Source organism: [Clostridium] fimetarium, assembly GCF_900111235.1.
Lineage (GTDB): Bacteria > Bacillota > Clostridia > Lachnospirales > Lachnospiraceae > Clostridium_N > Clostridium_N fimetarium.
Map to the genome: position 1 here is coordinate 253,386 of NZ_FOJI01000001.1, position 21,679 is coordinate 275,064.

Below are 21,679 nucleotides of genomic sequence, written 5' to 3' on the forward strand. Positions count from 1 at the left end.
TTCACTTAAAAATGCTAACAAATCTTGTTAAGAAACGAGGCCGCATATGTCGGTAAAAATATTTACAATGACACATAAAAAATTCAATGAGCCTACAGATAAGATATATATACCACTTCATGTTGGAAAGGGAAAATCAGTCGATTTAGGTTACCTTGGGGATGACACAGGTGAAAATATTTCAAAAATGAACTGCTACTATAGCGAACTCACAGGAATTTACTGGATTTGGAAGAACTATAAAATATTAGGTTATGTTGGAATATGTCATTATAGAAGATATTTAATTAATTCAGAAGGCAAAATGTTGGGCGAATCTGAATATAATGCAATATTAAAAGATTATGATATCATTACGTCAAAAAAACTGAAATACGATTTTACATATTATGATGGATATGGAGATGCCCATAATATAATTGACTTAATTGAAACTGGAAAAGTAATCAGTGAAAAATACCCTGAGTATTATACTGAATTTGAACGGCTTGTACACTCAAATGAATCATATTTCGGAAATATAATGGTTACCTCGAAAGAGTTATTTGATGAGTATTCTTCGTGGCTATTCGATATATTCTTTGAAGTTCAGAAAAGAATTGATGTTAGTTCTTATGATGAATATCATAAACGGGTATTTGGTTTTATATCTGAGTTTCTTCTTATGGTATGGGTATCTACAAAAAAATTAAAAGCATATGAATGCATGGTAGGTATGACGGAAGAAAAATACGAAACAAAGGAAATGAAACTAAAACTGGCGCAGTATTTTAAAAACAAGGACATTTATGGAGCAAAGACATACTTTGTTGAGTCTCTAAAAAAGAGACCTGATGTTTTAATGCAAGCTTCAGATACAACAGGAGAATTAAAACTGGCGATGCAGGTTATCACAACTTGTGATAATGAATATAAAAATAACCTAAAAAGTGTATTAGATGATATAAATGATTTCAAGGATCTAATGACATATTTCAAAAATCTAAACAGTATTATTAGCAAGTATATTATTTATAAGAATATAGAAGAAGATATAAGTTATTTGCAAGTTCATAAGATCTCATATATCGCAATAGAAATAGCAATGGTGATTTTATGTACTGACCAAGAATTATTAGCAACTACGCTTGCTAGAATAGCATCAGATATGGATAAGAAATAAAAGTAATATATACACACATTATGGAATTAGAAGTATATAACGTGACAATAGGAGTGCGGATGAACATAGATGTAAGCTATTATAATCATCATAATTTATTAGATAAAAAAATAAATAAATTATTTTGCAAAAATGGTTGACACATGTATTTATTCATGATACTATTAGGGAAGTATTTTAGATGTTATTTTTGATTCGCATATTTTTGTAAGTCATTAACTCTACTGGATGTAATGATTTACACAAATATGTGATTTTTTTATGTACAGTACAAAATATTAATATAATAATAGGAGGTATCTTTCATGAATAAAGGTACAGTAAAATGGTTTAATGCTCAAAAAGGTTTTGGTTTTATTACTAACAGCGAAAATGGCGAAGATTTATTCGTTCATTTTTCAGGAATCGCTTCACAAGGCTTTAAGAGCTTAGAAGACGGACAAAACGTTACTTTTGATATTACTAATGGCGCTCGTGGATTACAAGCAGTTAACGTAATCGTAGCTTAATTTTAATTCAAAAAAAACAAAAGGTTGGCTTAATTGCCAGCCTTTTATTTTTTTAAAAGATAAGACAGGTAATATTAATATTACCTGTCTTATTTTTGGGCATATTTATAATGAGAAAGGAGCCTTGTATGCATCATTCTTATTACTGTTTTAACGTATGCAGGGTTTAGAAAATTCCAGAGAAATGAATTGATATAATTTTTTTTTAGATATGGTAAAATAGATTATTTATGATATAATATTTTAAAGATATTATTCTGACGAAAAAAATTAAATGACCTTATTAGTAGTGTCTAATAAGGTTATTTTTGTTGAAAACAGGGAGCTTTATGCAAGAATATGGTGAGACATTTGATAAGTGGAGAAAAATAATAGCACGTACGAATCTATATTTTGTCGTTTTTAATTTCGCAGTAGAATTTTTTATGTATTTTATTTTGTTAAAATCCAATTTGATTTTTCAAGCAATACCAGTATATATAGTTGCTTTCTTGATTCTACCAAGCACAGCGAATGTCTTGGTTGTTTTAATAGGAAATTTTATATTAAAACATGTGTCTACTGATTTTAAATTTATTAATTACATACCCGTGATTCAAATGGCTTTTCTTGCACTAATAGTGGCTTCTACGCATTTTGTTTTTCCAATTACATTATGTTTTTTCTTCTTCCCAATGTTTATAACTGTTCTCTTTGGTGATAAAAGAATGACAAGAACTATAGAGATAATATGCGGTATGTTTTTGATTCTTGCATTACTGAGCAGAAAATTCTCACCATTTAAAATGGAGATAGATGATAATTTTGTACCCGAAGCAATAATTGCATTTGCGATTCTGATTGCATCTGGAATAATTTGTTCGGTATTGATTCAATATCAAAACGAAAAAAGTGATATTATTTATAAGGGGTATTTACAACAATTAGATTTGCAAGATCAAGTCAGTAAAGATCAGAAGACCGGTTTATATGGCCACGGAATGCTTATGAAAACCCTATATAAAATGGTGAAATCATCCGAAACGACAAATCAAGGATTTACGTTGGCTATAATAGATATAGATGACTTTAAAAAAGTCAATGATACACATGGTCACTTAACAGGAGATAAAGTGATACTTACACTATCTGCACTTATGCAACAAAGTAATTGCGAAAGATGTTTTTTGTCAAGATTTGGTGGTGAAGAGTTTGCTATTATATTTTCTGGAATCGAAATCAATGATGTGTTTGGATATATGGAAGCGCTTAGGACGGAATTTCAAAAACGGACATTTGGTTTCAACAATGAAGCAATCACTATTAGCGCTGGGATCGCATCATGGAAGCCGGGAGTGGATTCAAACAAATTATTTAATAATGCAGACACTGCAATGTATGCAGCAAAGACAAGTGGAAAAAATAAAACAGTAATATTTGAATAAATTTTATCCCCTGTAGGGGCTTGCAGGCTGGATGTGAGCGGATTAGAATGATTTATATACAATTATACAATTCTAACCATATAAATGAAAGGGAGATAAAAAATGCATATTCCAGACAATTATTTAAGTCCATCAACTTGTGCTGTGATGGGGGCGGCAATGGTACCTATATGGACCATATCAGTCAGAAAGATCAAAAGCGAAGTAACAAAGGAGAAACTTCCATTACTCGGAATTGGAGCCGCTTTCTCATTTTTAATGATGATGTTTAATGTACCGCTTCTTGGGGGAACAACTGGACACGCAGTTGGAGGAACATTGCTGGCAATTCTGCTAGGACCATATTCAGCATGTATTTCTGTGTCGGTAGCGCTGCTGATTCAAGCACTTATGTTCGGCGATGGAGGTATATTGGCATTTGGAGCAAATTGCTTTAATATGGCGTTCGTATTACCCTTCTTAGGATACTTTATTTATAAATTCATTAAGGATAGAGCAACAACAGAAAAAGGTGAATATTTAGGGATCGTTTTCGGCTCATATATTGGTATTAATGTAGCAGCATTATGTACAGCAATAGAATTTGGAATTCAGCCGTTGCTCTTTAAAAACGCAGCAGGGCAAGCACTATATAGCCCTTATCCACTAGCGGTTTCAATACCTGCAATGACAATTCCTCATCTTTTAATTGCAGGAGTAGTTGAAGTTATATTTACAGTTGCTATCTTTTCATTTATTAAAAATGTTTCGCCTGGTACAATCTATGAAGGTGCAAAACAAAAGACAAAAGCAATTTATGGCTTAATTATTGCCTTGATTTGTCTGACGCCACTTGGACTTATAGCAACAGGTACAGCCTGGGGAGAATGGGACATCGATGAAATAAACGAAGTTGTATCCGGCGGAAGTGCACTAGGATATATACCAGAAAAAATGGCGAATGGATTCAGCTTTGAGGCGATCATGCCTGATTATGCTGTCGGTGGGCTATCGGATGTTGTAGGATATATATTGTCTGCAGTGGCAGGTGTTGCGATACTAATTATTTTGTTTAAAGTGATAAGTACATTTAAAAAAGGTAAAGTTGGAGATAGTATTGGATAATAATAAATTGAAACAATTTGATATGCCTGGTTGGCTATTAAAAGGTGAGGATTATTCCCCTCAAACAGATAAGGATACTTTTATCAATAAAAGTATCCTTTCTGTATTAAGTATTTTATCTAGAATAAGGGCACAAGGCTCTGGTAAATCAGCAAAACATAGCGTAAATGCTACTGTGAAAGTGGCATTTACATTTATGCTTATATTGTTAATTTCATTTTCTAGAAATTTTACGTTTGTAATAATTATAAATGTATATTTGATTTCCACTTTATGTCTTATGGATGCAGATGTAATTGTAAAAATCTTAAAGATTAGTTTAGTGACCACTTTTTTCACCTTTATCGTGCTATTGCCTTCTGCAATTTGGGGTAATAGCTTTAACACAGTTATGATAACGACAAAGGAGTTTGCAACAATTACAGCGGTTGGAATACTTTCACATTCGACAAGATGGAACGCGATTACCAGTGCATTAAAAAGTTTCTTTGTTCCTAATATTTTTATCGTTGTTCTTGATATCACGATCAAATACATAGTCATGCTAGGTGACTTTGCACTGAATATGTTATATGCTTTGAAGTTAAGGTCTGTAGGAAAAAACAAAACAAAAAATACCTCGATTTCAGGAATTGCTGGAACTATTTTCATTAAATCAAAGGAAATGGCGGACGATATGTATGCGGCGATGGAGTGCAGGGGATTTACAGGTGAATACTATGTATATAGTAATTCTAAAATCAATATTGCAGATTACATATATATTGTAATGAATATCGGAATCGTATTTATATTTATGTATTTTGAAAGGATATAAGATGATAGAAATAAATGATGTTTCTTTTTCATATGAAGGCGACAATGCCTTGAATCATATAAGTTTAAAAATTGAAGATGGCGAAACCGTTGCATTAATGGGATCAAATGGATGCGGAAAATCAACTTTGCTTAAATTAATCAATGGTATCATTTCACCAGATAGCGGATCATATAAATTTGACAATCAGGAAATAAACCATAAAATGCTTCAAGATGCAAAGTTCGGAAAATCATTTCATCAAAAAATCGGATTTGTATTTCAAAATTCAGATACACAACTATTTTGTTCGGTTGTATATGATGAAATTGCATTTGGACCAAGGCAGATGGGAATGAATGAAATTGAAGTAGATAAAAGGGTGAATGATTGCCTTACTTTATTAAGCATACAGGATCTAAAGAATAGAACACCATATCATCTAAGTGGTGGAGAAAAACGCAAGGTTGCTATTGCTTGTGTGCTGTCACTTAATCCAGATGTTTTGGTGTTGGATGAGCCGATGAATGGACTTGATCCAAGAACGCAACGATGGTTGGTTGAATTTCTGGTACAACTGAGTAAAGCAGGTAAAACGTTAATTACATCAACGCATAATCTCGAACTCGTTTCCGAGATTTCAAACAGGGCAATCCTTTTTGATGAAAAACATAAAATTGTTGCAGATATGCCGACAGAGAAGTTATTGGAGGATATTGAGTTGCTCAAAAAAGTAAATCTTGTTGATGAATATTATCACAGTCATGAAGGGAATAACGGGAACGGTCATAAGCACTTTCATGATCATAATTAAATATAAATAAATTTATAAAACATATTATAAAACAATAGTAAGAAGTAATAGATTGACACAGTATATTTATTGTGATATTTTAATAGATAATTAAATAAACCATACGCAACACTTTTCCGCCGGGTAAAGTATACTAATTTTAGCGTTTGAATTCCATCTCGTTAGGCCACAGAAGATATGGAATTCAAATGCTATTTTATATTTATACAAAGGCAATAGGGACAGCCTCGTAATTGCGTATAGACTGGCATATGGTAATGATCCTAGGAGGAATAAAAATGATTTTACAATTGATAAACAGGGACTTTTCAATTTTCAAGGTAAAAAGTTTAAATAATGAAATTTTACAGAATGAATTTGTATTTATCAGCAAAACGGATACTGAATTGTCGGTTATATGTGAGAGCCGCTATGTAATAGAAGAGAATATAAGTGTGGAGCATGGATGGGGATGTTTTAGAATAGCAGAGGATGCATCTTTTGAAAAATATGGAATGATTGCATTTTTGTCGGCTATAATCGCAAAAGAAAAGACTGGTATTTTAGCAGTTGCAACATATGATACAGACTATATATTTATTAAAAAGGACAAACTGGATAACGTAATAAATGCACTAAAAGAAAGTGGATGTATATTTATATAAAAAATTAGGGACGTATAATGTGAATGAAAGGAAAATAGATAGAGATGGTAATATATACCAATTATAATTATTCGCTTAAATTACCCACAAATATGTGATACTATTAATCTTATATTTTTAAACGAATATGAAAAAATAGTAAGAATACCGACCAAAGATTGGTTTGGGGAGGAAATAATATGAAAATCAACAGCAGACCGCTTGTAGAGGGACTATCTTATGCTTTGGATATTGCTGAGAAATCGTATTTGTCTCATTCAAAACATGTGGCATATATTTCAGTTATGATAGCGAAGGAATTAAAATTATCATTAGAACAACAAGAGGACCTTTATTACGCAGCGCTTTTGCATGATATCGGGGCAAGGAATACCTACATAATTCAAGAACACTGCAAAGCAGGCAAAGATATCATCTTAAAACTTCCGATTAAAAATATAATAGCAGAGTATGTTTATTACCATCATGAATATTTTGATGGTACAGGTCCATTTAAATTAAAGGGGGACCAAATACCATTACTTGCGCAAATTATATGTATTGCGAATTCATTTGATATAAAATTTGGGAATGTAGTGAAGCTAAATTTAGATGTTATCAATGACATAAAAATATGGCTTATCAATAATAAGGAATTATTTAAACCAGAAATACTAGCAACATTTACAAATCTTATAAAAAAAGAATACATATTTTTAGATTATTTTAGTAAAAACTTTAATGAGTTGTCATTTAAAAGAATCGAGATACAAGGGCAAGATTTAGATTTTGAAGGCGTGAGAAGATTTGCATATGCATTCTCTCAAATAATAGATATGAGGAGCCGATTTACCTATGAACATTCTATTGGGATTGCTGATCTCGTTAATAAAATAACTGTACAATTAGGTTATGATGAAGAAATTCAAAATGAGATGTATATTGCGGCATTATTACACGATATAGGTAAATTAGCGATATCAAATGATATTATCGATAAAGTAGGAAACCTTAATGAAGAAGAGCGGTATGAGATTAATAAGCATACCTATTACACAAGATGGATTTTAGAACAAATTGACGGATTTGAAAACATTACAAACTATGCATCAAATCATCATGAAAAACTAAATGGAAATGGGTATCCCTTACATTTAGCGGAGAATGAAATTGGTGAATTAGATAGAGTTATGGCAATATGTGATATCTATGAGGCATTGACAGAAGATAGGCCATATAGAAATAAAATTCCCGTAGAAAAAGTTTGGTCAATTATTGATGATATGGTCCTTAATTATGAATTAGATGGAAAGTTAGTGGAAAAAATAAAATGTATTTTAAAAAAATAATATAGAGCATAGTAAAATAACTCAAGATAACAAAATACTATTAAGATGTTCAATTTAAAGGAGAAAATAAAATGAATAATAAAAAAGTAATATGTAGTTGTTTTAAGGTCACTATACAAGATTTGAAAGATGCAATCGAAAATGGAGCAGAGTCATTTAAAGAGGTTAAGGAAGCAACTAAGGTTAGTACGAGCTGTAAGAAATGCAAAGATAATGCAAAAAAAATAGTTAAGGAATTATTAGCAAAATAGTCACAAAATAAGATTTACTAGATTTTCGAATAAAACAAAGAGAAAAATTCTAATACCGAAATTTATATTACTTCGGTATTAGGGTTTTTCTCTTTGTTTAAATGTATAGATACAAATTGAAAGGTAATGGAAGTTTTCTGTATTAAAATTATTTAGATGTTAGAGAATCTCCATCAAATCTGCATAAAGGAATTGTAATATATAAATAATAAATACAACTATTTCCTCCTAAAAGCACTATAGGGGGGTGCGGTGTATAACAGTAAATTATAGGAGGACATAGTATGTCAGTAATAAAAAAAGAATTTAAAGTAGAAGGAATGTCTTGCAGCCATTGTGAAAGAGCAATAAAAAATGCATTAAATGAATTAAATGGAGTATCAAATACAGATGTTGATTTGAGCGGGAAGACGGTAACCGTGCAATATGATATCGACCTTGTAGCGGACAGTGATTTAGTAGGGGCCATTGAAGATGCAGGATATGAGGTAGTATAAATTGATTTACATGAACTGAGCGAGGAGGATTAAGGATGCAAAAAGAAAATTTACAAATTATAGGAATGTCGTGTGCTGTATGTGCCAAAACAATTGAACGAGTAACAAAGAAATTAGATGGAGTTTTATCTTCCAACGTAAACTTTTCTTCTGAAAAACTTATAATAGAGTTTGATGAAGAAAAATTATCAATTCCAATCATAAAAGAAGCAATAACAAAAGCGGGATATGAGGTTTTGGAAAAATCAAAAGAAAAAGAAATAACTATCCCAATTCAAGGAATGACATGTGCCGCCTGTGCAAATAGAATAGAAAAGGTTGTTTCAAAACTGGAAGGCGTATCTTTGGCCGCTGTAAATTTCGCAACAGAAAAGCTTGTAACAAAATATAATCCGGAAAAGGTACGCATTTCAGAGATTAAGCAAGCTATAGTGAAGGCCGGTTATAAGGCATTAGAAATAGAAACAAAAGCTGCTATAGATGAAGATAAAATCAGAAAACAAAAGGAAATCAAAACACTTTGGACAAAATTTATTATATCTTTCGTGTTTTGTATTCCCTTATTATATTTGGCAATGGGCTCTATGATATGGTGGCTAAGATTTCCTATTCCAAATATTTTAGAACCGATGCAATATCCATTGAATTACGCAATTGCGCTAATAGTATTAACATTACCTATTCTAATTGTAGGTAACAAATTCTATTCAGTAGGATTTAAGGCAATTATAAGACGGAGTCCGAATATGGATTCTTTGATTGCGATGGGTACATCAGCGGCCGTTCTATACAGCCTATATTCAACCTATAGAATTTCGATTGGTGATTTTGGCTATATGGAGGATTTATATTTCGAAACAGCCGGCGTAATTATAACCTTGATTTTATTAGGAAAATCGCTTGAAGCTGTTTCAAAGGGAAAAACATCAGAAGCAATCAAAAAGCTAATGGGCCTTGCTCCAAAAACAGCCATTGTAATCCAGGATGGAAAGGAAGTTATCCTTCCAATAGAAGAAGTAGAAGTGAATGATATCATTCTAGTAAAACCGGGCGAAAAAATACCAGTGGATGGAATTGTACAAGAAGGATATACCTCAATTGATGAATCTATGTTAACAGGGGAAAGTATGCCTATTGAAAAGAAACAGGGCGATAAAGTATATGCAGCTAGTATCAATAAAAATGGTTCTATCAGATTTAAAGCAACTAAAGTCGGTAGTGATACTGCTTTAGCGCAGATTATTAAATTAGTAGAAGATGCACAAGGAACAAAAGCTCCAATTGCGCAGATGGCTGATATCGTTGCAGGATATTTCGTACCAATTGTATTTGGAATCGCCCTTGTAACATCAATTGCTTGGTTCCTAAGTGGTCAGAGTGCCGTATTTTCCTTGACGATATTTATTTCGGTTTTAGTAATTGCTTGCCCATGTGCCTTAGGCCTTGCTACACCTACAGCGATAATGGTAGGAACAGGAAAAGGAGCAGAATATGGCATATTAATTAAAGGTGGAGAAGCGCTTGAATCCACACATAAAATAAATACAATCGTATTTGATAAAACAGGCACTATAACAGAAGGGAAACCTGAAGTAACAGATATATTAACAATAGGAGAGATATCAAAGCAAAGATTATTACAAATAGCCACATCATCAGAAAAAGGTTCAGAACATCCACTTGGTGAAGCGATTGTACGTGGCGCAGAAAAAGAAAAATTAGAAATGATAAAATTAGATAGCTTTGAAGCAATACCAGGATATGGTATTGAGGTATCGATAGAGGGTAAAAAAATACTTCTTGGTAATAGAAAATTAATGATAGATAGAAGTATTTCGCTGTCCAAATTAGAAATGGAATCAGACAAACTGGCATCTGAAGGAAAAACCCCAATGTATATTGCAGTTGAAAATGAACTTGCCGGAATAATAGCGGTTGCTGACGTCGTAAAAGAAAGCAGTGCAAAGGCAATTAAAAAACTTCATGATATGGGTATCGAAGTAGCAATGATTACGGGCGATAATAGAAGAACTGCAGAAGCAATTGCAAAACTGGTTGGAATTGACAGAGTTTTGGCTGAAGTACTTCCGGGGGATAAATCAAATGAAGTTAGAAAATTACAGGCCGAAGGTAAAAAAGTAGCAATGGTCGGTGATGGAATTAATGATGCTCCAGCATTAGTTCAAGCCGATATTGGTATAGCAATTGGATCGGGTACAGACGTAGCAATGGAATCAGCGGATATTGTGTTAATGAGAAGTGATTTGATGGACGTTCCGACTGCAATTCAATTAAGCAAAAGCACAATCAGAAATATTAAGCAAAACCTATTCTGGGCTTTCGGATATAACGTACTTGGAATACCAGTTGCAGCAGGATTGTTGTATGTATTTGGCGGACCAACACTCAATCCAATATTGGCAGCGGGTGCAATGTCATTAAGTTCAGTTTCTGTATTAACAAATGCACTTAGATTAAAAGGTTTTAAACCGTATAAATAAGAACAGAAAAATATAATATGAGAAAAGGAATAAATAAAATATGAAAAATATAAAACTTGTAATTGCATCAATTTCTTTATTATTGATAGGATCGCTTACGGCATGTGCCCAAACAGATGTAATAGGTAAAGTTTCTAAGACCTCTTTTGAGTCTGTGCTAAAAACAATTCCGAATCAAGTAAAACCGGATGAAATGAATGGTGGTTGGTCTTTGAGTGCACCAGATAATTCAGCGAGGTTTATTTGGAGTAAAGATTATAGTAAAAGTCCAATTCATGACGTTATGTTAGAATTTGATTCTGCTCCTTTTATAGCTGCAGGTTTGGATGTTAATAAGCTACCAGCTGGTATTGTTGTTGAGGACAAAATAATGCTTGGAACAAAGTTAGGAAATAATGAACTTAAATATAGTGGAGAAGTAACTCCATTAACGTCATTTAATCAAATTGTTGATTTATATAGAGCTTCGATTGGATACCACGAAGTGTTAGATCATTACGGTGTTGATTTAGGAAGCGGTAACAAGTTTGAATGGTCAAAGGATATGAGTAAAAATGATAAAGACATTGTATTTGTAGTAAATCCTGAAATCTTCATTGCAGCTGGTGTTGATCCAGACAAAGTAGAAGGCTGGAAATATGCTTCAGTTCAAATGAAAGATAATACTGGAAAGACAATTGAAGTTATGAAGTTTTTAAAGCCTTTTAATCTACAGTAAGAAAGCGGTATGTACTGAGTCCTTGGAGTTGAAGTGGTAACGTCAGATTTATGCGTAGGATAGGGAGCAAACGAGCCGAAGCGTCTCACTTTGTTCGGTTTTTATCTGAGTCTTTACAAAATATAAGCACAGCTATCAGCCGGTCTGCAATCCAATGCATTATAATATAAATTTTTCTACAGATTTTTCTAATCTTTTAGTCAAATTTACTTGATACTCCATAGACTCATTTGCTTCATTCATAATTATATTTATTTCTGATAAATTAGAATTAATTTGCTCTGTGGAACTGGACGTTTTTCCAGACATTTCAATAACAAAATTAATCACATTACTTATTTCTTCAATAGAAGTATTCATTAATTTTGCAGAGGAAGTAATTTCTGTGGAAATATTATTTATGAGTTTTGCATCATCTTGATATTGATCCCCTGTCTGAAGTAATAATTCATAATCAGATTTAACATTTGTCTCTATGTATTCAAGAATATCCTGGGCACTGATTGATAGGTTATCAAAAACTGCACTTACCTGATTTACCAGATTTTCCACATTTGAAATAGCTTGAGTTGATTGTTCCGCTAATTTTTTTACTTCTTCAGCAACAACTGCAAAACCTTTTCCTTGTTCCCCAGCTCTTGCTGCTTCAATTGTTGCATTTAGCGCTAGTAAATTTGTTTGGGTTGCAATACCTTTTATCGTATCTGACATTATTTTAATCTCATCTACTATTTTACCAGATTCGATAGCAGTAAGTATTTTTTCTTGTTTTTCACTATATGTTTTATTTGCCTTTTCTAAAGAACCTGATACTTTTAATTTCATGTCGGATGCTCGATTTTCCATTTCCATTGATGAATTTAATCCAGCAGTTACTTTTGATAAAAGTAAATCTGTTATTTTTAATATCTCATCGATAGAGTAATTAACTTTTTTGGTTGTATCTATTAGCTCAAAAGCATCGTCAGAAAGAACGGATGATGTTGAATTAATAGAGTTTATACTTTCATAAGATTTTTTTGTAGAGGTTAATAGTTCATGACTTGAGATATTCATTGTACTGGAAATATCTATTATATCTGCTAATAATATTTTGATATTTGTGGTTGCTTTATCTAAACAATTCCCTAATCGGCTAATGTCGTCATTTCCTTTAAAACTAAGCGTATTAGATAAATCTCCATTACCTAGTTTTTCTGTAAAATTCAGAACTTTTTTTAGTCTTTTCAAAACAAGTCTGTCATAGAAATAAACAATAATAAATACTGAGATTATTATGCTTATAATAGTAGATAAGATCATACCGATAGTACCATCAAGAATATACGTATTTAGACCCATGTCTTGTAAAGTGTGTTTTCCACGTGCCATAGCCATATTAACAACTTGACCAATATAAGAACTAAAACATTGTACAATTACAATTGCCATTACTAATTTAAATTTAATAGAATATAGAGTAGCATTCAAAAATCTTTCTTTTAAGTTCATTAGAGTTCCTCCATTTAGGGTGTATAATACTAAATCAAATAAAATGTAAGTATAAATTAAATATGTTTTACCATACGATACATATTATAAGGATATTTTTCAATAGAATCTACAATTTGATATCCCATTCTTTCGTACAACTTAAATGCTTGAATATTTTCTTTTTTAACCGTTAATGAGCATTTATTATACTTACTTAGTTTTGCCTGTTCCTCTGCAAAAGCGATTAATTTTGAACCAATACCATAGCCTCTACTTTCCGGCAATGTTGCCAATGTGCCAATATGATATTCATCCTCTCGGCCTTCATTTAAAGATGCTATTGACCATAATTCTCTAAAGTTCATTAACGAATGGCTTATTAACGCCCAATTTCGTATACTTATTAATTTCTTAAATGTTGGCCATGCTAACTTTTTCATTTCTGACACTGGATAACATGTTATCATGCCTACAGTTTTCTGATTGATTTGAGCTTCAAAAGCATATTGATGACTAAAACGATTTGAAGTTAATGTCCATAATTTATTAAACGTTTTTTCAATCAAATTTGAATTTTTGGATCCAATAAGTGGATAAGCCATATAATCCAAAGCAATACTATTAAGTTTTCCACCAACCTGAGACATTGGGTTTCCGTTTACAATTGAGATATTTTCCATTTTTATTTCCTCCTGTTTTATAATTTAATGACACTATCTTTTAATTAAACCATATAAAATAATATCACTAATTGCTTTAAGACCTGAATCAAAACTAACCTGATTTTTTGCAACAAATTCATAATCCAAAAGTTTTTTAATACTTTCATTCAACATTAGTTTGAGTATAACCGTATCTATTGGTTCAAGTTCTTCATCTTTTATCCCTTGTTCTATCAATTGAATAGGGGCATCCCATATAGTATTTAGATTATCATTAACTTTTTTCCATAAATAAGGATAATATTTTTGAAGATCATCCATATGACGAATAATTGATCCTAAATTGTATGCATCAGGAATATTTTGAAAATATAATTTAATCTTTTCCTCAAGTAAAAGTCCATTATTTTCAAGTATTTCTGCATCTGATATACTAATATCATTGAAAACAAAATCTATGGTTTTTTCTATAAGCTCCTCTTTACTAGAAAAATAAGAATAGATTGTACGTTTACTTGTACCAATTTCTTTTGCTAAATCTTCAGTTGTAAATCTTAAACCTACACTTCCAATTAATTTTAATGTTTTGAGATATATAATTTTCTCCATACGATTTCTCCTTTTTACAATTTGGTACCGGATTGGTTTATCTAGTACCACTATAGTTAATTATTATGAAATTGTCAATATAAAGTTAGCATTATTTTAATTACTTATAAAAGTAGCATTGTTTTAATTACTATTTTGTTATTATTTTCTAATTATACTCAATTTTTGTGTGATAATATAAAATCTCCATATAATCTCCACTCTAAAGAATTATTATTATCATATGAAATATAACCAAGAAAATATTGAAACAAAATTTAATGAAAAAATTTAATTTAATGGAGAAAAAATGGAGAAAAATAAAGTGGTTCAAAATCAAAAAAGTAAAGGAAACAAAACAAATCAAACAAACAGACCTATGAAGTTGTTAATTGGTTCGGGATTAGCTGTGATTGTACTTGTAGGAATTGTGTTAGTTGCAATCGGAAAAAATAATAAGCAACAAACATACAATGCGCAGCCAAACTCAACGCAAGTACAGTTAGCTTCAAATAATGTGCAGTCTGGTGCGAGTTCTACGCAGGGTCAATTAGCTGCGAATGGCGACTTGGTTATTCCGCTTTCTGGTATAACAGAAAAAGCGAGCTTTTATCAATATAATGTGAATGGTACAAAATTAGAAGTAATTGCGATTAAAGCTGCAGATGGCTCAATCAGAACCGCATTTAACACCTGCCAGGTATGCTACAGCTCAGGAAAAGGCTATTACGTTCAACAAGGAGACAATCTTGTTTGTCAAAACTGTGGAAATCGTTTTAAAGCAGACCAAGTTGAAGTTTCAAAGGGTGGTTGTAACCCGGTTCCAATATTTGATGCAGATAAAACAGTTGATGGAACAAATATAACAATAGCAAAGAGCTTTCTTGAAAAATCAAAGACAATGTTTGCTAAGTGGAAGTCATAAATCAGGAGGATTTAATAATGGGAAATAGTATAATTAAAAAGGCATTTAAATTAGATGGACTGACTTGTACATCCTGCGAAACAAGGATTGAAAATAAGCTTATAAAAATGGATGGCGTTCAAGAAGCAGAAGTAAGCTATGTAACTTCAATTCTCCAAATTACATATGATTCAGATAAAGTTTCAATAGAAGAAATTATTAAAACAATTGAAAAATTAGATTACAATGTCAGGAAAGATATAACAGAAACAGATTATGAAATTGGAAAAAACCCAAAGAATTCAAGTGATTCAAGTAATACTACTAATACAACTAATTCAAGTAATTCAACTAATCCAAATAGTCAGTTGATTATAATAGGCGTTATGATTTTAGGTGCTTATATGATTATAAAACATACCATTGGATTTAATCTTATACCAGATATTAATCCTAATATGGGATACGGAATCTTATTTGTTGTTGGACTACTAACATCACTTCACTGTGTTGCGATGTGTGGTGGAATTAATCTGTCAGTATGTGTATCATATAAATTTGACAAGGATAAAGATAGCAAATTTTCAAAATTGAAACCAAGTTTAATGTATAATGCAGGAAGAGTTATTTCTTATACAATAATCGGCGGTATTGTTGGTGCACTGGGTTCGGTTTTTAGTATATCCAATACTGGAAGTGCATTTATTTCAATATTGGCCGGTGGATTTATGGTGATTATGGGATTAAATATGTTAAATATATTCCCTTCGTTAAGAAAATTAAACCCACATATGCCGAAAGCATTTGCAAATAAAATCCATAGTGAGAAGAAAAACAAAGGTCCATTTGTGGTTGGATTATTAAATGGATTAATGCCTTGTGGTCCATTACAGGCAATGCAGTTATATGCCCTTGGAACAGGAAGCTTTATAGCTGGATCAATATCTATGCTTGCATTTAGTCTAGGAACCGTTCCTCTCTTGTTTGCATTTGGTGCACTAGGTTCATTACTCAGTTCTAAGTTCTCAAAAAACATGATAAAAGCAAGTGCAATGATCGTTATCGTTTTGGGATTTGTAATGGTGAATAGAGGGGTTGCATTTACAGGGTTTTCAATGAATTCATTTGCAGCGCAAAGTAGTAGTAATAGTAGTAGCGATAGTCAAAACACCGCTGTTGTTAATAATAATGTTCAAGAAATTAAATCAACATTAGAATCGGGACAATATCCTGCAATCACAGTACAAGCGGGCGTTCCTGTGAAATGGACGATTACTGCAGATGCTAAGAACTTAAATGGTTGTAATAATCAAATCGTTATTCCACAATATAATGTAGAACAAAAACTTGTTGTAGGAGAGAATGTTATTTTATTTACACCAATAAAAGCAGGTACATTTGGATATAGCTGTTGGATGGGAATGATTAGAAGTAATATTACAGTTGTTGAGGATTTAAAGTCTTCTGCAGTAAATCCGGGCACAGAAAGTTCAACAAATGTTGATAACACAGGAATCCCCAAAGGATGTTGTGGATATTAATCTTTTCATTGGATTGGTTATGTGTAATAATATTGCTAGGGTATAAACATAAACTAGGTTTGTGCAGAAAGATGCGCAGGAATGGCGAAAATTATGAATGATAAAAAGAAAAAAGTGCTTATCGTTGATGATGAGGTTAAAATTGTAGAAGCAGTGGCAGCATATCTCGAAAATAGTGGTTATACGGCTATTACTGCTTATGATGGAGAAAATGCATTATTACAAGTAGAAAAAATGAATCCTGATCTAGTCGTTCTTGATTTAATGTTACCCCAAATTTCAGGCGAAGAGGTGTGCAAAGCAATCAGAAAAATTTCAAGAATTCCGATTATTATGCTTACCGCTAAAATTGATGAAGATGATAAAATAAACGGCTTCAATATTGGCGCCGATGATTATGTTACAAAACCATTTAGTCCTAGGGAGTTAATGGCAAGAATTAATAGTCTATTGAGGCGCTCTGATGAAGGGGCATCTCCTCTTTTTGATAAGATGAGCTGGAATGATAATGATCTTGAAGTTGATCTTGATTTATATACGGTTAAAAAGTCAGGTGAAATTGTAAATCTTACACCAAATGAATTTAAATTATTATGTGCAATGATAAAATATCCTAAAAAAATATTTACAAGGGAAGAATTGATTGAAGTTGCATTCGGAGCAAATTATGATGGATTTGATAGAACGATTGATTCACATATTAAAAATTTGAGAAGCAAAATAGAGGATGACACAACAAATCCGCGCTATATTGTTACGGTACGAGGCGTCGGATATAAATTTGGTATTACAAATTAAAGCCATTAAAAGATGCGCAGACGGGAGCAAGTATGAAAATAAGTCTAAAAATAAGTCTAAAAATGAAACTTACAATATCATATGTTTTACTTTCGCTGTTCCTAGTTAGTTCACTTTTTGTCGTATCCAATTATTTGCTCCAAAAAAAGTTCCAGAGTTATATTATAAATACGCAAGAGAATAAAAATTATAACATTGTAAATTTAGTTACAAATGAATTTGACGAAAATGGAAACGTTCTGAGTGCAGATGCTTTTCAAAACATAGGAAATACAGCGTTATCAGAAGGTCTGGTGCTTATGGTCAATGACTCAAATGATAACCAATTGTTTTGTATGAGTGATGATTATAGTGAAATGTGTGATGATATGATTGCAAGTATGAGTACTCATATGGCAAGCATATACCCAAACTTTGAGGGCCAATATAGACAAAAGTCATACGATATTGTAAAAAATAAGCTAAAAATTGGTTCGGTTACACTTGGATATTATGGTCCGTTCTATTATAATGATCAAGATGTACAATTTTTAAATGTATTAAATAAAATCTTTATCGCTGTTGCTATAATATTTATGTTAATCGCTGCCGTTTTAGGATATTTTATGGCAAATAGAATATCAAAACCAATTAGAAAAGTGATTGATAAAACTAGGGAAATTGAAGCCGGAGATTATTCAGATAGACTCCAGTTTACATCAAGAACAAATGAAATTAATCAATTAATAAACAGTGTTAATACATTAGCCCAAACACTTGAAAGACAACAAATTTCTAAGAAACGAATGGCAAGTGATTATGCACATGAATTTAGGACGCCATTAGCCACCTTGCAATTAAATTTGGAGGCAATGATTGATGGTATTTGGGAACCGAATGCGCAGCGACTTGAAAGTTGCCGAGAAGAAATTTTGCGTTTGACAAGGATGATATCGGATATTGATAAAATTGTTAAGATTGAAAATGAGAGCATTTTACTCGAAAAGACCAAGTTTGATTTAAAAATGGTTGTAGATCAAATCGTTCTAACTTTTCAGCCATCCATCGTGGCCAAAAATATTAGTCTTGTAACGCAAACAGTGGAATGTGAAATATATGGTGATAAGGATAAAATTATTCAAGTAATCGTTAATTTGCTATCAAATGCAATCAAATATACGGATAATGGTGAAAGCATAAAGATTACGGTAAATAAATATAGTAACAAGGCGGAACTTATTGTTTCTGATACAGGGATTGGAATCGCAGAGCAGGATTTACCTAATATTTTTGATAATTTGTATAGAGTCGATAAATCACGTAATCGAAGCACTGGTGGTTCAGGGATTGGCTTGTCAGTCGTAAAGGCTATTGTTGATTCACATGGTGGAAGCATTTCGACAAAAAGTGAACTAACCAAGGGCAGTGAATTTATTGTCTCTTTGCCAAGATAATTTTTACACATATTAAATAAATCAGGTAAAGCAAAGATAATAAGGATTAGTTATCTTTGCTTTTTAGTGGTGTGCATAGAATGGCATAATCTTATAAAAAAGTCGGTTATCGTGAAAATACAAGTTGACAAACACAATATATGGTATAGAATTATAATATAAGACACAATATAAGAGAAATGTGATATATGAACAACCAATAGGGAGGAAAATTATTTATGATTAATAGTGTAGTAAAAAGGGACGGAAGGGTTGCTCCTTTTGACGAAAATAAAATTATAAAAGCAGTTTTAAAATCATTAGAAGCTTCAAAATCTGGGGGAATTGATGATGCAAAAAGAATAACTGAGACTGTAACAAAAGATATAGAAGCAAGTTCAGGAGATTTTCAACCTCAAATTGAGCAGATTCAAGATAAAGTTGAATTTGAACTTATGAAAAACGGTTTTGAAGATGCGGCGAAAGCATATATTTTATATCGTGCAAATCGCAGTAGAATACGTGAAGCAAATACCAGCCTAATGAAGACAATTGATGAAATTACTATGGTAGATGCTCGAAACAGTGATCTAAAAAGAGACAATGCCAATATAAATGGTGACACGGCTATGGGTAGCATGCTTCAAATAGGAACTGCTGGTGCAAAAGCATATAATGAAGCATATTTGTTGACACCTGAGCAGGCAAAAGCGCATCGTGAAGGTGATATACATATCCATGACTTCGATTTTTATTCTTTGACAACAACCTGTACGCAGATTGATATTGTGAGATTATTTAAAGATGGATTTTCAACAGGACACGGATTCATTCGTGAACCACAGGCAATTCAAAGCTACGCAGCATTGGCAGCAATTGCAATTCAATCTAATCAAAATGATCAGCATGGCGGACAAAGCATTCCTAATTTTGATTATGGTATGGCACAAGGTGTTGCGAAGTCTTTTGTAAAGATATATAAAGGTAAAATCAGAGAGATATTGGAAGACACATTATTTACAGAGGATGAAAGCCAGTTTGTACAAGAAATAACAGATACTGCTAAAACTACAACAGGTAGTTACGCACGTATGAATGATAACGTGGTAGCATTTGATAAGGTATTGGTAGATGAGATTATCAGTAAGAAGAATATTGAGGCTAAAAATGCAGAGCATATAGTAGCTGTTTCAAGAAAACGTGCAATTGAAGCCATTGATAAAGAAACTTACCAAGCAATGGAAAGTTTTGTACATAATTTAAATACGATGCATAGTCGTGCTGGCGCGCAGACACCTTTTTCCTCCATTAATTATGGAACGGATACATCAAATGAAGGCAGAATGGTCATAAAAAATATACTTCTTGCTACTGATGCAGGTTTGGGACATGGTGAAACATGTATTTTCCCAATTCACATATTTAAAGTGAAAGAAGGAGTAAATTATAACGAAGAAGATCCTAATTATGATTTGTTTCGCTTGAGTTGTAAGGTAAGTGCAAAGAGACTTTTCCCTAATTATATATTCCTAGATTCTCCATTTAATCTTCAATATTATAAGGCTGGTCATCCAGAAACTGAAGTTGCGACAATGGGATGCCGTACAAGAGTTATGGGAAATGTATATGATACTGATAGACAGACTGCTTATTCAAGAGGAAATCTATCATTTACATCAATTAATTTACCAAGGATTGCAATTGAAAGTAATCACGATGAGAATCTTTTTTATAAAAAATTAGATCAAATGTTAGAACTTGTTACAAACCAATTACTTGACCGATTTGAGATACAGGCAAAGAAAAAAGTATATAACTATCCATTTTTAATGGGCCAGGGTATATGGCTGGATTCTGATAAGTTAGGCCCTACAGATGAAGTAAGGGAAGTGCTGAAACATGGAACGTTGTCTATAGGATTTATTGGACTTGCAGAAACATTAACTGCTTTGTATGGTCATAATCATGGAGAAAGTGATGAAATCCAGGAAAAAGGGTTGCAGATTGTACGTTATATGCGTGAATATGCAGATGCAAAATCGAAAGAACTACAAATGAACATTACATTGCTTGCAACTCCAGCAGAAGGATTATCAGGACGTTTTGTTAAAATGGATAAGAAACGTTTCGGCTCTATTTCCGGTGTTACTGATCGTGAATATTATACAAATAGTTTTCATATTCCAGTGTGGTATCACATTTCAGCATATGATAAGCTAAGGAAAGAAGCACCATACCATGCATTAACAAATGCAGGTCATATTAGCTATGTTGAATTAGATGGAGATACTTCTAAAAACGTAGAAGCATTTGAAGGCGTTATACGCTGTATGCATGATTTAGGAATTGGTTATGGAAGTGTAAACCATCCTGTAGACAGAGACCCTGTATGTGGCTATGTAGGCGTTATTGATGATGTATGCCCAAGGTGTGGACGTCACGAAGGAGAATCCATTGCTCCCGAAAAATTAGGCGAATTACAAAAGATGTACCCAGAGATGGCTCAGTTTTACGGACACAATTAACAATAGAAATATATTCTATAGTTACAAA

General features: G+C 32.3%; 20 protein-coding genes. 17 read left to right on the plus strand and 3 right to left on the minus strand.

What is annotated here, in order from left to right:
- Positions 1–46 precede the first annotated feature (46 nt).
- The 12 genes from BMY18_RS01145 (at position 47) to BMY18_RS01200 (ending at position 11,748) form a co-directional block, all read left to right on the plus strand.
- On the plus strand, positions 47–1,162 hold the full coding sequence (locus BMY18_RS01145) for a DUF4422 domain-containing protein (RefSeq protein WP_092449734.1): 1,116 nt from the start codon (positions 47–49) through the stop codon (positions 1,160–1,162).
- Positions 1,163–1,467: 305 nt separating this feature from the next.
- Positions 1,468–1,671, plus strand: a complete 204-nt coding sequence (locus BMY18_RS01150; protein WP_092449736.1) for a cold-shock protein — start codon at positions 1,468–1,470, stop codon at positions 1,669–1,671.
- A 329-nt stretch (positions 1,672–2,000) separates the two neighbouring features.
- Positions 2,001–3,095, plus strand: a complete 1,095-nt coding sequence (locus tag BMY18_RS01155; RefSeq protein ID WP_092449739.1) for a GGDEF domain-containing protein — start codon at positions 2,001–2,003, stop codon at positions 3,093–3,095.
- Between the two features lie 102 nt (positions 3,096–3,197).
- On the plus strand, positions 3,198–4,199 hold the full coding sequence (cbiM, locus tag BMY18_RS01160) for a cobalt transporter CbiM (protein ID WP_092449741.1): 1,002 nt from the start codon (positions 3,198–3,200) through the stop codon (positions 4,197–4,199).
- Positions 4,192–5,016 (plus strand): energy-coupling factor transporter transmembrane component T family protein, encoded by an 825-nt coding sequence (locus tag BMY18_RS01165; RefSeq protein ID WP_242940928.1) that lies wholly within the window; start codon positions 4,192–4,194, stop codon positions 5,014–5,016. Before cbiM ends, BMY18_RS01165 begins: the two co-directional genes overlap by 8 nt.
- A gap of 1 nt (position 5,017) precedes the next feature.
- A complete protein-coding gene (locus tag BMY18_RS01170; protein ID WP_092449743.1) occupies positions 5,018–5,809 on the plus strand; it encodes an energy-coupling factor ABC transporter ATP-binding protein in 792 nt (263 codons plus the stop codon).
- A 278-nt stretch (positions 5,810–6,087) separates the two neighbouring features.
- A complete protein-coding gene (locus tag BMY18_RS01175) occupies positions 6,088–6,453 on the plus strand; it encodes an ACT domain-containing protein (RefSeq protein WP_170841244.1) in 366 nt (121 codons plus the stop codon).
- Positions 6,454–6,632: 179 nt separating this feature from the next.
- Complete coding sequence (locus tag BMY18_RS01180; protein ID WP_092449747.1) at positions 6,633–7,781, plus strand: HD-GYP domain-containing protein; 1,149 nt, start codon at positions 6,633–6,635, stop codon at positions 7,779–7,781.
- 71 nt (positions 7,782–7,852) lie between these two features.
- Positions 7,853–8,032, plus strand: coding sequence for a (2Fe-2S)-binding protein (locus tag BMY18_RS01185; RefSeq protein WP_092449749.1), 180 nt, complete (start codon positions 7,853–7,855; stop codon positions 8,030–8,032).
- A 284-nt stretch (positions 8,033–8,316) separates the two neighbouring features.
- Complete coding sequence (locus tag BMY18_RS01190; RefSeq protein WP_092449751.1) at positions 8,317–8,529, plus strand: heavy-metal-associated domain-containing protein; 213 nt, start codon at positions 8,317–8,319, stop codon at positions 8,527–8,529.
- 35 nt (positions 8,530–8,564) lie between these two features.
- Complete coding sequence (locus tag BMY18_RS01195; protein ID WP_092449753.1) at positions 8,565–11,030, plus strand: heavy metal translocating P-type ATPase; 2,466 nt, start codon at positions 8,565–8,567, stop codon at positions 11,028–11,030.
- A 40-nt stretch (positions 11,031–11,070) separates the two neighbouring features.
- Positions 11,071–11,748 carry a hypothetical protein gene (locus BMY18_RS01200; RefSeq protein ID WP_092449755.1) on the plus strand — a complete coding sequence of 226 codons (678 nt, stop codon included), beginning with the start codon at positions 11,071–11,073 and terminating at the stop codon, positions 11,746–11,748.
- 159 nt (positions 11,749–11,907) lie between these two features.
- Here BMY18_RS01200 and BMY18_RS01205 read toward each other — a convergent pair whose 3' ends face one another.
- From BMY18_RS01205 to BMY18_RS01215, 3 genes are read right to left on the minus strand one after another with little or no spacing between them, the layout of a single operon-like run.
- Entirely contained in the window at positions 11,908–13,239 is a 1,332-nt protein-coding gene (locus BMY18_RS01205; RefSeq protein WP_092449757.1) for a methyl-accepting chemotaxis protein, read from the minus strand.
- Between the two features lie 56 nt (positions 13,240–13,295).
- Positions 13,296–13,901, minus strand: coding sequence for a GNAT family N-acetyltransferase (locus BMY18_RS01210; RefSeq protein ID WP_092449759.1), 606 nt, complete (start codon positions 13,899–13,901; stop codon positions 13,296–13,298).
- A 33-nt stretch (positions 13,902–13,934) separates the two neighbouring features.
- Positions 13,935–14,492, minus strand: a complete 558-nt coding sequence (locus BMY18_RS01215) for a TetR/AcrR family transcriptional regulator (RefSeq protein WP_092449761.1) — start codon at positions 14,490–14,492, stop codon at positions 13,935–13,937.
- 289 nt (positions 14,493–14,781) lie between these two features.
- Between BMY18_RS01215 and BMY18_RS01220 the strand changes: the two genes are divergently transcribed.
- The 5 genes from BMY18_RS01220 (at position 14,782) to BMY18_RS01240 (ending at position 21,651) form a co-directional block, all read left to right on the plus strand.
- The gene (locus BMY18_RS01220) at positions 14,782–15,396 is read left to right on the plus strand and encodes a DUF2318 domain-containing protein (RefSeq protein WP_242940929.1); all 615 of its coding nucleotides are present in this window, start codon (positions 14,782–14,784) and stop codon (positions 15,394–15,396) included.
- A 17-nt stretch (positions 15,397–15,413) separates the two neighbouring features.
- A complete protein-coding gene (locus tag BMY18_RS01225; protein WP_092449763.1) occupies positions 15,414–16,916 on the plus strand; it encodes an urease accessory protein UreH domain-containing protein in 1,503 nt (500 codons plus the stop codon).
- An 81-nt stretch (positions 16,917–16,997) separates the two neighbouring features.
- Complete coding sequence (locus BMY18_RS01230) at positions 16,998–17,714, plus strand: response regulator transcription factor (RefSeq protein ID WP_330385907.1); 717 nt, start codon at positions 16,998–17,000, stop codon at positions 17,712–17,714.
- Between the two features lie 32 nt (positions 17,715–17,746).
- Positions 17,747–19,147 (plus strand): sensor histidine kinase, encoded by a 1,401-nt coding sequence (locus tag BMY18_RS01235; protein ID WP_092449765.1) that lies wholly within the window; start codon positions 17,747–17,749, stop codon positions 19,145–19,147.
- A gap of 218 nt (positions 19,148–19,365) precedes the next feature.
- Positions 19,366–21,651, plus strand: a complete 2,286-nt coding sequence (locus BMY18_RS01240) for an anaerobic ribonucleoside triphosphate reductase (RefSeq protein ID WP_092449767.1) — start codon at positions 19,366–19,368, stop codon at positions 21,649–21,651.
- Positions 21,652–21,679: the final 28 nt, after the last annotated feature.

What these genes read in the sequence shown, in the direction of transcription:
- BMY18_RS01145 (WP_092449734.1), top strand. Translation starts at nt 47, where the DNA reads ATGTCGGTAAAAATATTTACAATGACACATAAAAAATTCAATGAGCCT.
- BMY18_RS01150 (WP_092449736.1), top strand. Translation starts at nt 1,468, where the DNA reads ATGAATAAAGGTACAGTAAAATGGTTTAATGCTCAAAAAGGTTTTGGT.
- BMY18_RS01155 (WP_092449739.1), top strand. Translation starts at nt 2,001, where the DNA reads ATGCAAGAATATGGTGAGACATTTGATAAGTGGAGAAAAATAATAGCA.
- cbiM (WP_092449741.1), top strand. Translation starts at nt 3,198, where the DNA reads ATGCATATTCCAGACAATTATTTAAGTCCATCAACTTGTGCTGTGATG.
- BMY18_RS01170 (WP_092449743.1), top strand. Translation starts at nt 5,018, where the DNA reads ATGATAGAAATAAATGATGTTTCTTTTTCATATGAAGGCGACAATGCC.
- BMY18_RS01175 (WP_170841244.1), top strand. Translation starts at nt 6,088, where the DNA reads ATGATTTTACAATTGATAAACAGGGACTTTTCAATTTTCAAGGTAAAA.
- BMY18_RS01180 (WP_092449747.1), top strand. Translation starts at nt 6,633, where the DNA reads ATGAAAATCAACAGCAGACCGCTTGTAGAGGGACTATCTTATGCTTTG.
- BMY18_RS01185 (WP_092449749.1), top strand. Translation starts at nt 7,853, where the DNA reads ATGAATAATAAAAAAGTAATATGTAGTTGTTTTAAGGTCACTATACAA.
- BMY18_RS01190 (WP_092449751.1), top strand. Translation starts at nt 8,317, where the DNA reads ATGTCAGTAATAAAAAAAGAATTTAAAGTAGAAGGAATGTCTTGCAGC.
- BMY18_RS01195 (WP_092449753.1), top strand. Translation starts at nt 8,565, where the DNA reads ATGCAAAAAGAAAATTTACAAATTATAGGAATGTCGTGTGCTGTATGT.
- BMY18_RS01200 (WP_092449755.1), top strand. Translation starts at nt 11,071, where the DNA reads ATGAAAAATATAAAACTTGTAATTGCATCAATTTCTTTATTATTGATA.
- BMY18_RS01205 (WP_092449757.1), bottom strand. Translation starts at nt 13,239, where the DNA reads ATGAACTTAAAAGAAAGATTTTTGAATGCTACTCTATATTCTATTAAA.
- BMY18_RS01210 (WP_092449759.1), bottom strand. Translation starts at nt 13,901, where the DNA reads ATGGAAAATATCTCAATTGTAAACGGAAACCCAATGTCTCAGGTTGGT.
- BMY18_RS01215 (WP_092449761.1), bottom strand. Translation starts at nt 14,492, where the DNA reads ATGGAGAAAATTATATATCTCAAAACATTAAAATTAATTGGAAGTGTA.
- BMY18_RS01220 (WP_242940929.1), top strand. Translation starts at nt 14,782, where the DNA reads ATGGAGAAAAATAAAGTGGTTCAAAATCAAAAAAGTAAAGGAAACAAA.
- BMY18_RS01225 (WP_092449763.1), top strand. Translation starts at nt 15,414, where the DNA reads ATGGGAAATAGTATAATTAAAAAGGCATTTAAATTAGATGGACTGACT.
- BMY18_RS01230 (WP_330385907.1), top strand. Translation starts at nt 16,998, where the DNA reads ATGGCGAAAATTATGAATGATAAAAAGAAAAAAGTGCTTATCGTTGAT.
- BMY18_RS01235 (WP_092449765.1), top strand. Translation starts at nt 17,747, where the DNA reads ATGAAAATAAGTCTAAAAATAAGTCTAAAAATGAAACTTACAATATCA.
- BMY18_RS01240 (WP_092449767.1), top strand. Translation starts at nt 19,366, where the DNA reads ATGATTAATAGTGTAGTAAAAAGGGACGGAAGGGTTGCTCCTTTTGAC.